Below are 12401 nucleotides of genomic sequence, written 5' to 3'. Positions count from 1 at the left end.
AAAGAATAGAGACGGCGAAGAGCTGGCCGCAATCAGGACTTCACGACAGCGAGTACGGCTTTTCGGCCACGTAGACGCCCGGCGTCACCCCCATCAGACGACGGAACGTCGCGATGAACGTGCTCGGCTGTGCATACCCGAGTCGGGCCGACACCCGCTGCACGTCGTGCCCCTCGTCGAGCAGCGCGAGCGCATGATGGATGCGCAGCGACTGCCGCCACTGGCCGAACGACAGCCCGGTCGAGGCGCGAAAGGCGCGCGAGAGCGTGCGCACGCTCATGTTCAGCGCGAGCGCCCATTCCCCGAGCGAGCGCCCGTCGGCGGGGTCGTGCAGCAGCACCTCGGCGACTGGGGCGATCCGGTCGTCGGCCGGCAGGCGCAGGGTGAGCTGTCGACTCGCCGGTCGCAGCACATCGAACACCACTGCCTCTGCCCGGGCCCGCGCCTCCTCGGTCAGACCAGGACTCACCAGATGTGAGAGCAGGGCCTGCAGCAGCGGGCTCATCTCGATCACCGTCGGCTCTGCGAACGCCACGGGGGTGCGCCCTGCAGCGAAGAAGGCATCGTGAAACTCCACTTCGGCGGTCAGCCGCCCAGCGTGCACCATACCGGCCGGAATCCACAGCCCGCAGCCCTCCGAGACCGTGAACATGGCGTCGCCGACACGTGCCGTCACCGTGCCGCCGTGACTCCAGACCAGCTCGTGGTGCGGGTGGGAGTGCGGGGCCCATTCCTGGGGCGAGTGCGCCACCTCGGTCTCGGCGAGAATCGTGAAGGAGCCGGGTTCGGTCGGCGCCGCCGTCGTTCCGGTGCGCACGTGGGTGCTCGGCTCCCGACGCCAGGTGCCGCGTATCGATCGACGCGACGGGGGATGCGCCGTCTGTGTACTGACCATCGTTGCAGACTACGTCATCCTGGGCTCACTAGCATGAGAAGAGGACACTTGGGAAAGAGGTTCTGTTCGATGCGTAGCAACGATTCCCCAACGGCCGGCACGATGACCGCCGCACCCACCGATTTCTCCACGCTCTCTGCCGACGCGGCACTGCAGACGCTCGACACGTCGCGTTCCGGGCTCAGTTCGACCGAGGCATCCGGCCGGCTGGCCGAGAGCGGCCCCAACCGCATCGCTCAAGTTGGTCGTGTCAGCCCGATCATGCGCTATCTTTCCCAGTTTCGCGACTGGCTCGTGCTGCTGCTGCTCGCATGCGCCGTCGTCGTGAGCTATCTGGGCGACTGGTCGACCGCCGCCGTGCTGGTGGTCCTGGTGCTCATCAACACCACGATCGGGTTCGCCCAAGAGGCTCGCGCCGAACGCACGATGCAGGCGCTCGAAGCGCTGGTGACGCCCACGGCCGACGTGCTGCGCGACGGGCGCATCACCGAGGTCGACACGGCCACGCTGGTGCCCGGCGACGTCGTGCATCTGGCCGAGGGCGACTCCGTGCCCGCAGACATGCGGGTGATCGAGGCGCAGGCGGTCAGCGCCAACGAGTTCGCACTGACCGGCGAGAGCAATCCCACGCGCAAGACCGTCGCCACACTGGAGTATCCGGTGCCGCTGGCCGACCGACGCAACCTGCTCTTCACGGGCACCGACATCGGCACCGGCGAGGTGTTCGGCGTCGTGACCGCCACCGGCATGCGCACCGAACTCGGACGCATCGCCCAGCTGAGCGATCAGGCTCCGACGATCCCCAGCCCGCTGCAGCGTGAGATGTCGACGATCGCACGCGTGATCGGAATCACGGTCGCCGTACTCGCAGCCGTGCTGCTGGTCTTCGCCGTGATCGCACAGATGCCCTTTCGCGAGGCGCTGCTGTTCGCCGTGGGGCTCGCCTGCGCGCTCGTGCCACAGGGTCTGCCCGCCGAGGTGAACACAGCCCTTGCGCAGGCCTCCGAGGTGCTCGCGCGTCGCCGTGCGCTGGTCAAGAAGCTCAGCGCGGTCGAGACGCTGGGCGCGACACACGTCATCTGCACGGACAAGACCGGGACGCTGACCCGCAACGAGATGACCGTGGTCAGCGCCGAGATCGGCTTCGCGCCGTTCACGGTCACCGGCAGCGGCTACGCCCCCACCGGCGAGGTCCACGACGCGCACGGCGCCCGTCTCACCCCGACGCACTGGCAGCGCACATTCGCCGAGACCGGCGTGCTGGCCAGCAACGCTCGCCTGCTGCCACCCGATGACGAGCATCCCGACTGGCACGTGCTCGGCGACCCCACCGAGGGCGCACTGCTGCCCTTCGCCGTCAAGGCCGGTGTCGACCTCGACCAGCTGCAGCACGACCGCATCGAAGAGCACGAGCTGCCCTTCGACTCAGAACGCAAACGGATGACCTCGGTGCGTCGCGTGGTCGGGGCGAGCCCGGCTCGCCACATCGCCTACGTCAAGGGCGCGCCGGAGTCGCTGCTCGACGTGTGCACACGGGTGCTCGACGGCGACACCGTGCGCCCGATCACCGACGACGATCGGCGTCGTTTCCTCGACGCTCAGCGTCAGGCCGCCGGGCAGGCGCTGCGCAACCTGGCCTTCGCCGTGCGCGACGTGACCTCGCTCGTCGCAGCGGCATCCACCGGCCCGGCCGACTCAGCCGACTCGCCGTTCTCGACGCTCGGCATCGACGACATCGAGCACGATCTGCTGCTGCTCGGGTTCGTGAGCATGCGGGACCCGCTGCGCGACGAGGTGCCCGACGCGATGGCAGAGACACGCGCCGCCGGCATCAATGTGAGCATCGTGACCGGCGACTCGGCGCTCACCGCCGGCGCGATCGCCAAGATGGCCGGGCTCGCCGACCAGGCCGGCCACCTCGCCGTGGTGACCGGAGACCAGCTGCACGCCATGCCCGACGCCGAGGTGCTGCGGCACGCACTGGGCGGAGGCGTGGTCTTCAGCCGAGTGGCTCCCGAAGACAAGATGCGCATCGTGAACCTGGTGCGCGACAGCGGACACGTGGTCGCGGTGACCGGCGACGGCATCAACGACGCGCCAGCGCTGCGCAGCGCCAACATCGGGGTGGCCATGGGACGCACCGGCACCGACGTGGCCAAGCAGGCGGCCGAGGTCGTGCTGCTCGACGACAGCTTCGCCACCCTCGTGCACGCCATCGGGCAGGGGCGCACGATCTACACGAACATCTCTCGCGGCGTGCTCAGCTGCCTCACCTCGAACGTGGGCGAGTTCGTGGTCAACATGATCAGCCTGGCGCTGACGACGCTGCTGGGCATGCCGCTCGCGATCAACGTGCTGCAGATCCTGGCAGTCGACGTGCTCGGCGAGATCATCCCGATCTCGGCGCTCGGCTCCGACCGCGCCGAGGGCGAGAACATGCGCCGGCCGCCGCGCGACCCGAAGGCCCGCATTCTGCAGGGGCACTCGATCACCGATGTCGTGTTCAGCGGCACGGTCATGGGCGTGCTCGCCGCGCTCGCCTATCTGGTCGCCTACCCGCTGCAGGGCCTCGGACTCGGCGAGGGCAGCGCGGCGCAGATCGCTGCGGCCACAACGGTGACCTACGCCACGATTCTGCTCACGCAGCTGGTCAACATCATGCATCGTCGCAGCGTGCACGGCATCTTCAGCCGACACCAGCTGACCAACCGATGGTTCTGGCTGTCATGCCTGCTCGCGATCGCCGTGATGCTGGTGATCGTCTACGTACCGTTCGTCGGCGCCTTCTTCGGCACCTCGCCTCTGTCACCGATGCTCTGGCTGCCGCCGATCGCCGCGATGATCGTGATGGGCCTGGCCCGCGAAGGCTTCGCTCGTGTCAGCGGACATCGGGTGTGAGCGCCGCCTGTGATTTCGGCAGATGCTGCCACCAGCGTTATCACGGGCGAATCTGCGGGGAATGACGAAGGCCCTGCTCCCCAGTGATTCTGCGGGGTGCAGGGCCTTGCATGTGTTGTAGCTGGGGAGGGGATCGAACCCTCGACCTCACGATTATGAGTCGTGCGCTCTTACCATCTGAGCTACCCAGCCAGGGCGATGCGGAGACCGCATCCATGTGGGGAAGTCCGAAGGGGCCAGCGGCTGCTGCGGCCGAACCAACCCGCACTGTGAGCCTCGAGCGAGGATTGAACTCGCGACCCCTTCCTTACCATGGAAGTGCTCTACCACTGAGCTATCGAGGCATGCACTCTGGCCGACTGGCCGAGGCACCATAAGACAATATCATCTTCAGAGCCCCGGCCGACAAGCCGGAGTGCGAGCGGCGAATCGGCTGCGCGACTGCGTCGTGCATGCCGGATCCGCTGCTCGGCGTGGCGGGTGCAGGATTCGAACCTGCGAAGGCTGTGCCGGCTGATTTACAGTCAGCTCCCTTTGGCCGCTCGGGTAACCCGCCGTGCTGCAGTGCTCCAAGAAGACCGCAACCAGATAAGGATACTAGCAGCATCGGCCGCTCGCAAAACAAATCCACAGTTCTTCTCTGTATGATCGGTCACATGGCAGACTCCTCTTTCGACATCGTCAGTTCCATCGACCGTCAAGAGGCCGACAATGCCCTGAATCAGGCGGCGAAAGAGATTTCGCAGCGCTATGACTTTCGCGGCACCGGCGCATCCATCGCCTGGAGCGGCGAAGACGTGCTCATCATCGCCAACAGCGAAGAGCGCGCTAGCGCGGTGCTCGACGTCTTTCAGACGAAGCTGATCAAACGCGGTATCTCGCTCAAGGCCTTCACCGCTGGCGAGCCTGCTGCCAGCGGCAAGGAATACCGCATCCAGGGCTCGTTCGTCGAAGGCATCGCCCAAGACCAGGCGAAGAAGATCGCGAAGCTCATTCGCGATGACGGCCCCAAAGGCGTGAAAGCGCAGATCCAAGGCGATGAGCTGAGAGTGTCGTCGAAGAGCCGCGACAGCCTGCAAGAGGTCATCGCGCTGCTGCAGGGCGCCGATCTCGACGTCGCCCTGCAGTTCACGAACTACCGCTAGGGGTTCCTGTATATGCATAGTGAGCCGACGGAGCATCTGTGGAGGCGCATCGCCGAACAGGCGTGGAACGTCGCGAAAGACTCAGACCCCGAGTCGACCGTGCGTCTGTTCGAAGAGCTCGTGCCCTTCATGGACGCCCAAGACCCTGACGATGTCTTCCAGCTCGCCAGCGCCTACTACTACGCCAACAACCATTTCAAGGCGCAGCTCTTTCTCGAGTTCGTGATCAAACGCGGTCTCAGCGAAGAGAACCGCCCGCTGGCCATCCTGCAGATGGCCGACTCGCTGCGCTCGCTCGGTCGCGGCGAGGACGCTCTGCGCTGGCTCGACTTCGGTCTCGCTGAGTATCCCGGCGAAGAGCCCGGCCGCTGGTTCGCTGCCCTCAAGGTGCGCACGCTCGCCGACCTCGGTCGACACGACGAAGTCGTCGACATGGCCTTGGGCCTCCTCGGAATGCCCGCTGAGCTGCGTCAGCCGCCGAAGCCGTCAGACTCTGTGCCGCCTCAGACCGATCCGACCGACCGAGTGCGCGCGACCCTGCGTCGTCGCGACCTGCGGGTGCAGTCGATGGATGTCGCCTCGGGCCAATCCGCACAGGCCGAGCCCGCCTCCGACCAAGACCCGTCGGCCACGGCATCCACCAGCCACCCCGGCCCCCAGCGGGCCGCTCGCCGAACCGGCCGCCGGGCGTCTGCACCGGTGCGCCGCCGTGATCTGCGAGACGACCACGCGTCGACCTCGACGCCGAAGCACTCGAAACCCGACGCGGATGCCGACGACGGTTCGAAGAACCGAGGAGCGAAATGAGCCAGGGCAAAAGCAGGAAGCCGGCGGCCAAGCCTACAGAGAAAGAGCGGGCGCTCGGCAAACGACAGATCATCCTCGGGCTGATCATCGGCGCGATCGTCGGACTGATCATGTTCGCGATCACCGGTGAGTGGCTCTACTCACTGGTCGGCTTGGGCATCGGTCTGATCAGCGGACTCGTCATTCAGCCGTCGAAGGCAAAAGACGATCGAGACGGAAAGAACGGCAAAGGGACTCAGCGCCGGCGCTGATCAGCGCACCGGCGCGGCCCCTCCCACCTCAGTACCCGCGATGCGTCTGCCGCGCGCGCTCGATCGCCGCATCAGCCTCAGGCGACCCCTCGACCACTGGCTCGGTGCGCCCGGGGAAGGGCTGCAGCACGCTGAACGCCGGCCGGCCGTCTGCTCCCACCGGCAACGGAGTGATGCCGTCTTCGAAGACGGGCCACGGCAGATGCTGTGCCGGCTCCTCAGCAGCGACCGGTGAGACGACGGGATCGGAGGTCACAGCGGGCTCGGGGTGGGCACCGGGCTCGGGGTGGACAGGCACCTCCGGGGCGGCCGCAGGTGTGGCGACCGGCGCGACGGGGGCGCTCTCAGCGGCCCACTGAGCTGCCTCTGAGCCGTATGGCCGCTGCCGATGCTGAGCCAGACGCTGCTGACGCTCCAGGCGGCGGGTACGCCGTTCGTCTGCATTGAACGTCCAAGACAGCAGAATGAACACGCTGATCGCCAGGAACGCGAGCATCAGGACGATCACGATGAGACGCCCGAACCATTCTCCTGCGTCGACACGGAACGAGCGCTGCAGCAGCGTCGGCAGAAACAGGATCACGGCCAGCAGCGAGAACAAGCCCGCCGAGGCGACGGCGAGAAACTTCAGCACAGCGTTCTCACCGGCCTGCTTGAATGTGAACCGAGCCGCAGCGACCGGTGCCTTGGCCGCGATGATCAAGGGGATGAGCAGCCCGAGCGCCAGCGCAGCATTCTGCCCGGCGGTCGAGACGCTGCTTCGGTAGGAGTAGACGTCGCTGATCTGACGCGCCGGCTCTATCCAGGTGAGCATCACGCCGAATGCCACGACGTAGACACTGCTCACGATCGCCAGCGGCACAGGGTAGAAGCGATCTCGGTCGGCGATGCTCAGCTCGCCGATCGTGATGCCGATGAACGCCGCGAAATAGACCACCGTGACCGTCACCTTGCCGCCCTTGGCCGGAACGTCTCCGAAGAACAGCGACACGATCACGAAGAGCGTGACGGCGATGAGAGCACCGATGGCGATCCAGAGGTTCGTCGGGATCTTCTGGGCCACACGATTTGCTCGCGGTCGCAGAGCCTCCCCGAAGCCGGGGGTCGGCGGGATGGGGGCCGAAGGCGGCGCGGAAGCCGGCTGCTCTGCGCCTGCAGAGCGCGGTTCCACAGGTGGCAGAGGAGGCTGCTGAGCGGGCTGAGGGTCCTGCGAGCTGGGGGCGTTCATCGTTCTCTCCTGACCTCAGGTGTTCGGGCGGGCATCTCAAGCCTAGCCGGGGCGGTCAGCTGACGACAGACAGCCCTGATGGGGACACAGACCGTTGCACACGTTACAGTCAGAGAACCAGCTGATCGTTTGAACGAGGAGCAGACATGCCCGATCCGTCCACCCCGAACCCGAATGAGCACCGGTACCAGACTGGCCCCGAGTCCTACGGCACGCCGCCTCAGAATCCTCCCGCATACGACGCGCCGCCGGTTGCCAACGGCGCTCCCGCGTACCCGGGCACGCCGACCTATCCTGCCGCTCCGGTCTACCCCGCAGCACCGGCGTATCCTGCAGCACCGGCGGGCCAGGCGCAGTACGGCTACACGCCGGCACCGCCGACTAACACGATGGCAATTCTCTCGTTGATCTTCGCATTCGTGTTCAACGTGCTGGGCATCGTCTTCGGGCACATCGCACTGAACCAGATCAAGACTCGTGGCGAAGGCGGCAAAGGCCTCGCCCTCGCCGGGCTGATCGTGGGCTACGCCAGTCTCGGACTGACGCTGCTCTGGCTCGCGTTCATCTTCATCATCGTCGCGAGCACCGCCTCATACAGCTACTGAGGCCTGCGTTCACTCGATCGAGTCAGAGCCATTCGCTGTTCGGCTCGCATCGAGCATGCCCTGACGTGAGACGATCTTCACGCGTTCGCGGTCTGAGGCCTCGCCCAGCGCACGCTCGGCGGCATCGAGGTTGTGCCAGCCCTCCAGCGTGGTGAAGTCGACGCCACGCTCACCGAGCAGCTCCGGAATGGTCTCTTCGGCAGCGACGGTCGGCTGCCAGATGCGACCGGCATGCACGTCTTCGATCAGGTTGGTGACCGTCTCGAGCGCATCTGACTTGGTCGAGCCGATCAGCCCCACCGGGCCTCGCTTGATCCAGCCGGTCGAGTATTCTCCGAGCACGGTCTGGCCCTCGTCGACGACGCGACCGCCCTCGTTCGGAATCACGCCGTGCACCTCGTCGAAGGGCACCTGCTCGAGCGGCGACGAGTAGTAGCCGACCGCACGGTAGAGCTGACCGAGCTCGACGTCGTGCGTCTCACCGGTGCCGACCACACACCCCTCGGCGTCGACCTGCGTGCGCTCGAGGCGCAGTCCCTCGACGCGCTCGACGCCGAGCACCTCGACCGGGCGCTGCCAGAAGTGCAGGTGCAGCCGTCGCGATGCCGTGCCCGGCTCACGCTGCAGCCACTTGTCGAAGATGCGCCGGATGACCTTCTTCTGGTTGTTCTTCGCGATCGCGGCCTCGTCGGCCTCGGTGTAGACGAAGTCGGCCGGGTCGAGCACGATGTCGACGTCGGGAACCTCGCCCAGCTCGCGCAGCTCAAGCGGCGTGAACTTCACGTCGGCGGGGCCGCGTCGCCCGAAGACGTGCACGTCGGTGATCTTCGAGGCCTTGAGCCCGGCATAGACGTTCGCCGGAATTTCGGTGGGCAGCAGATCGTCGGCGTGCTTGGCGAGCATGCGCGCCACGTCGAGCGCGACGTTGCCGTTGCCCACCACACCGACATGCGGCGCGTCCAGCGACCATTCCCGAGGAAAGTCGGGGTGCCCGTCGTACCAGTTGACGAAACGGGCAGCACCATACGACCCGGGCAAGTCGATGCCCGGAATGCGCAGGGGCGCATCCTCGACCGCACCGGTCGCGAAGATCACAGCGTGGTAATGCGAGCGCAGGTCGTCGAGCGTGATGTCACGCCCGAAGTCGACATTGTCGAAGATGCGGATGTCGCCGCGGTCGAGCGTCTCACGCAGTGCGTTGATGATGCCTTTGATGCGTGGGTGGTCGGGGGCCACGCCGTAGCGCACCAGCCCGTACGGGGCGGGCAGCCGCTCGAACAGATCGATCGACACGTCGAAGTCGCGCTCGGCCTTCAGCAGGATGTCGGATGCATAGATGCCGGCCGGCCCGGCGCCGATGACGGCGACCCGGATGCGCGCCGGCTGTCTCGCTGACGACTCTGACATGCGCGATGCTCCTTGCTGAATCTGGGATCTCAGTGACTTCTGCTGACGATGTAGTCGGCCAGCCGCACGAACAGGTCGCGCACATGGCCTGCGGGCAGCGCCTTGAGCGCGTCGGTCGCGTCTTTCGCCCAGGCCTTCGCCTGTGTGAGCGCCTCATCGGTGACCGGATGCGAGGCGAGCGTCGCGAGAGCCTGGTCAAGCGTGTCGTCGTCGGCGAGCAGACGCTTCACCTCGTCTCGCACGGCCGCGGCCTCGGGATCGGTCTCGGCCTGTCGCTGCAGCAGCAGCCACGGCAGTGTCGGCACGCCCTCGCGCAGATCGGTGCCCGGCGTCTTGCCGAGCTCGTCGCTCGTGCTGCGCAGGTCGATCACGTCGTCGACGAGCTGGAAGGCCACGCCGATGCACTCGCCGAAGCGACGCACCGCGACGCGGTACTCGTCTGGTGCACCGCCGAGCAGCACGCCGAGCTCGCCGGCGGCGGCGATCAGCGACCCGGTCTTGTCGGCGAGCACCTGCAGATAGTGCTCGATGGGGTCAGCACCCTCGTCCGGGCCGAGCGTCTCATGCAGCTGCCCGAGGCACAGGCGCTCGAAGGTGTGCGCCTGGATCATGATCGCCTGCTGGCCCAGCTCGCTGACGATCATCGACGCGCGTGCGAACAGGATGTCTCCGGCCAGAATGGCGGCGTTGTTGCCCCAAATGCGGTGGGCGCTGGTGACCGAGCGGCGGGTGTCGGCCTCGTCCATGACGTCATCGTGGTACAGGCTCGCCACGTGGGTCAGCTCGACCCCGGTGGCCGCTTCGAGCACGCCGTCGTTCACACCGTCGCCGAGCTCTGAGGCGAGCAGCGCGAGCAGCGGCCGCACGCGTTTGCCGCCCGCCTCGACCAGATACCGGGTGGCGGCATTGGTCACCGAGTCGGCCGAGGTCGACTCCCTGACGATGCGCCGCTCGACGTCTTCGAGCCCCTGCTCCATGCGGCCGACCAGCTGGCGATCCTCGGAGCGCAGGAAGAAGCGTTTGGGGCCGCTGACCAGTCGGGTGGTGTCGTTGCCGCGTTCCATCAGTCTTCGTCCTTCGCCGCCGGCTTCCATGCACGATGCAGGGCCACGATGCCGCCGCTGAGATTGCGCCACTGCACATGCTCGAACCCGGCCGCACGCAGATGCCGGGCGAGCGAGCGCTGATCGGGCCAGGCCTCGATCGACTCGCTCAGATACGGGTAGGCAGCGTCGTTGGTGCTGGCCAGCTGCGCCAGACGAGGCAGGACGTTGCCGAGCCACCAGTCGTAGACTTTGGCGAACGGACGCCACGTCGGCGTCGAGAACTCACAGATGACGTATCGGCCGCCTGGCTTCAGCACTCGCAGCGCCTCGCTCATCGCTTTGTCCATGTCGACCACGTTGCGCAGCCCGTACGAGATGGTCACCGCGTCGAAGCTGTCGTCGTCGAAGGGCAGCGCCGTGGCGTCGGCCCACTCGTACGTCAGGAACGGGTAGCGGCGGCGCCCCTCGGCGAGCATGCCTTCGGAGAAGTCTGCCGAGACCACATCGGCGCCGGCCTGATGAAAGGGCACGCTCGACGTGCCGGTGCCTGCCGCGAGGTCGAGAACACGTTCTCCCGGCCTCGGGGCGACGGCACGCGTCGTGGCCTGTCGCCACTGCCCGACCTGCCCGAACGTCATCACCGTGTTGGTGCGGTCATATCCCGGCGCGACCTGGTCGAACATCGCCGAGACCTCTTCGGGTCGTTTGCTGAGATCTGCGCTCGTCACAACGCCCCAGTGTACTGACTTTCCCCGAGCAGGGCACGACGGCCTCTCGTCATATCGCCGACAGCGGACGGCTCCGGGCTAGGATCTTGCACGTGTTCCAACTCACCACCCGCACAGTCCAGGTGCACGCCTTCGACACTCCCTTCCCCCTGCTCGACGCCGCAGACCCCCTGCTCTGGTGGCGAGACGGCGAGGGGATGCTGGGCATCGGCCGCGCGCTGACCCTCACGTTCTCGGGCCCGGAGCGCTTCGATCAGGCTCGTCGCGTCTGGAAGTCAGTGGCCGACTCGGCCCACCAGCTGGGTGCCGCGGCAGAGCCGGGAACCGGTCTGGCCGCCTTCGGAGCGTTCGCCTTCGACGACGCCGCAGCCGTACCCAGCGTGCTCGTGGTGCCGAGCATGCTGATCACACAGCGCGGCGGGCGCACCTGGGCCACCCGGGTGATCGACTCGAGTGCGGGAGCCTCCGTCGAAGACCGGCTCGACCCCGATCGCATCAGAGCCGAGGTCGACCATCTGCTGGCCGCATCCGCCGACCGCCGCGCACGCCGAGCAGCCGCCCTCGCCGCCGACTCGGTCGCGACGCTGCACCCCGATGCCGACGCGCCCGAACGGCACGCGCACGCAGTTCGCCAGGCACTCGACCTGATCGAACACGGCACGCTGCAGAAAGTGGTCGTCGCGCGGTCGGAGCACGCGAATCTGCCCGCAGCCTTTGATCTGCCCTCCGTGCTGGAGCGGCTCGAGGCCGCCTACCCCTCGTGCTGGAACTTCTGCGTCGACGGGTTCTTCGGCGCCAGCCCCGAGACGCTCGTCGAGGCGCATCGCGGGCGTGTGCACGCGCGGGTGCTCGCCGGCACGCGGCCACGTGACGCGAACCCCGCAGTCGACGAACTCGCTCGCGACCTGCTGACGTCGCCCAAGGATCAGCACGAGCACGCGTTCGCTGCGCAGAGCCTGCTCGACACGCTGGCCCCGCACGTGCATGAGCTCACGACGCGAGGACCCTTCGTGCTCGAACTTCCCAACGTGCTGCATCTGGCAACCGACGTCGACGCCGAGCTCGCCGACGGCGCAGACGTGCTGGCCCTGGTTGCCGCGGTGCACCCGACGGCTGCGGTCGCCGGCGTTCCACGTGAGACCTCTCTGCAGACGATCAGCGCGATCGAAGGCGTGAACCGGGGACGCTATGCCGGCCCGGTCGGCTGGATCGATGCGAGCGGAGACGGAGAATGGGCCATCGGGCTGCGCTCGGCACAGCGCATCGGCTCGACGATCACGGCCTGGGCGGGCGGCGGCATCGTGGCCGGGTCTGTGCCCGAGCAGGAGTTCGCCGAGACCAGCGCCAAGCTGCAGCCGATTCGGCAGGCTCTCGCCGGCTGAGAGAGCGCA

Annotated in this window: 11 protein-coding genes and 3 tRNA genes; 6 read left to right on the top strand and 8 right to left on the bottom strand. The window is 67.1% G+C overall.

The genetic code is table 11. The features are described 5' to 3' along the window. Positions 1-40: 40 nt before the first annotated feature. Positions 41-895, bottom strand: a complete 855-nt coding sequence (locus F8O09_RS07875; protein ID WP_158054768.1) for a helix-turn-helix transcriptional regulator — start codon at positions 893-895, stop codon at positions 41-43. A gap of 69 nt (positions 896-964) precedes the next feature. Between F8O09_RS07875 and F8O09_RS07870 the strand changes: the two genes are divergently transcribed. Then, the gene (locus F8O09_RS07870; protein WP_192497621.1) at positions 965-3793 is read left to right on the top strand and encodes a cation-translocating P-type ATPase; all 2829 of its coding nucleotides are present in this window, start codon (positions 965-967) and stop codon (positions 3791-3793) included. 118 nt (positions 3794-3911) lie between these two features. On the opposite strand, the gene F8O09_RS07865 is transcribed toward F8O09_RS07870, so the two are convergent. The 3 genes from F8O09_RS07865 to F8O09_RS07855 form a co-directional block, all read right to left on the bottom strand. Continuing rightward, a tRNA-Met gene (locus tag F8O09_RS07865) sits at positions 3912-3985 on the bottom strand. An 80-nt stretch (positions 3986-4065) separates the two neighbouring features. Beyond that, positions 4066-4137, bottom strand: a tRNA-Thr gene (locus tag F8O09_RS07860). 130 nt (positions 4138-4267) lie between these two features. Continuing rightward, positions 4268-4349: transfer RNA gene (locus tag F8O09_RS07855), tRNA-Tyr, on the bottom strand. A gap of 100 nt (positions 4350-4449) precedes the next feature. Between F8O09_RS07855 and F8O09_RS07850 the strand changes: the two genes are divergently transcribed. The 3 genes from F8O09_RS07850 to F8O09_RS07840 are packed head-to-tail and all read left to right on the top strand — an operon-like array spanning position 4450 to position 5996. After that, positions 4450-4938: a YajQ family cyclic di-GMP-binding protein gene (locus tag F8O09_RS07850; RefSeq protein WP_192497620.1), complete on the top strand. Its 489-nt coding sequence runs from the start codon at positions 4450-4452 to the stop codon at positions 4936-4938. Between the two features lie 12 nt (positions 4939-4950). Next, a complete protein-coding gene (locus tag F8O09_RS07845; protein WP_158054762.1) occupies positions 4951-5745 on the top strand; it encodes a tetratricopeptide repeat protein in 795 nt (264 codons plus the stop codon). Then, positions 5742-5996 carry a hypothetical protein gene (locus F8O09_RS07840; protein ID WP_158054760.1) on the top strand — a complete coding sequence of 85 codons (255 nt, stop codon included), beginning with the start codon at positions 5742-5744 and terminating at the stop codon, positions 5994-5996. The genes F8O09_RS07845 and F8O09_RS07840 overlap by 4 nt, the downstream gene beginning before the upstream one ends. 28 nt (positions 5997-6024) lie before the next feature. On the opposite strand, the gene F8O09_RS07835 is transcribed toward F8O09_RS07840, so the two are convergent. Further along, positions 6025-7059, bottom strand: a complete 1035-nt coding sequence (locus F8O09_RS07835) for a hypothetical protein (RefSeq protein WP_158054759.1) — start codon at positions 7057-7059, stop codon at positions 6025-6027. A 311-nt stretch (positions 7060-7370) separates the two neighbouring features. On the opposite strand from F8O09_RS07835, the gene F8O09_RS07830 reads away from it, so the two are divergent. Continuing rightward, entirely contained in the window at positions 7371-7829 is a 459-nt protein-coding gene (locus F8O09_RS07830; RefSeq protein WP_158030314.1) for a DUF4190 domain-containing protein, read from the top strand. A gap of 9 nt (positions 7830-7838) precedes the next feature. Here F8O09_RS07830 and F8O09_RS07825 read toward each other — a convergent pair whose 3' ends face one another. Genes F8O09_RS07825 through F8O09_RS07815 form a run of 3 tightly spaced genes read right to left on the bottom strand, consistent with a single transcriptional unit; the run spans position 7839 to position 11010 of the window. After that, a complete protein-coding gene (locus F8O09_RS07825; protein ID WP_158054757.1) occupies positions 7839-9236 on the bottom strand; it encodes an FAD-dependent oxidoreductase in 1398 nt (465 codons plus the stop codon). Positions 9237-9265: 29 nt separating this feature from the next. Next, positions 9266-10300: a polyprenyl synthetase family protein gene (locus tag F8O09_RS07820; RefSeq protein ID WP_158054755.1), complete on the bottom strand. Its 1035-nt coding sequence runs from the start codon at positions 10298-10300 to the stop codon at positions 9266-9268. Beyond that, positions 10300-11010 (bottom strand): demethylmenaquinone methyltransferase, encoded by a 711-nt coding sequence (locus tag F8O09_RS07815; protein WP_158054753.1) that lies wholly within the window; start codon positions 11008-11010, stop codon positions 10300-10302. The genes F8O09_RS07820 and F8O09_RS07815 overlap by 1 nt, the downstream gene beginning before the upstream one ends. Before the next feature lie 92 nt (positions 11011-11102). Between F8O09_RS07815 and F8O09_RS07810 the strand changes: the two genes are divergently transcribed. Then, positions 11103-12392, top strand: coding sequence for an isochorismate synthase MenF (locus tag F8O09_RS07810; RefSeq protein WP_158054751.1), 1290 nt, complete (start codon positions 11103-11105; stop codon positions 12390-12392). The last annotated feature ends 9 nt before the right edge of the window (positions 12393-12401 follow it).

The sequence above is a fragment of the Pseudoclavibacter sp. CFCC 11306 genome (assembly GCF_008831235.1).
In the GTDB taxonomy this organism is placed as follows: Bacteria; Actinomycetota; Actinomycetes; order Actinomycetales; family Microbacteriaceae; genus Pseudoclavibacter_A.
The sequence above is the reverse complement of the archived record's forward strand: the minus strand, read 5'-3'. Positions and strand labels throughout refer to the sequence as shown.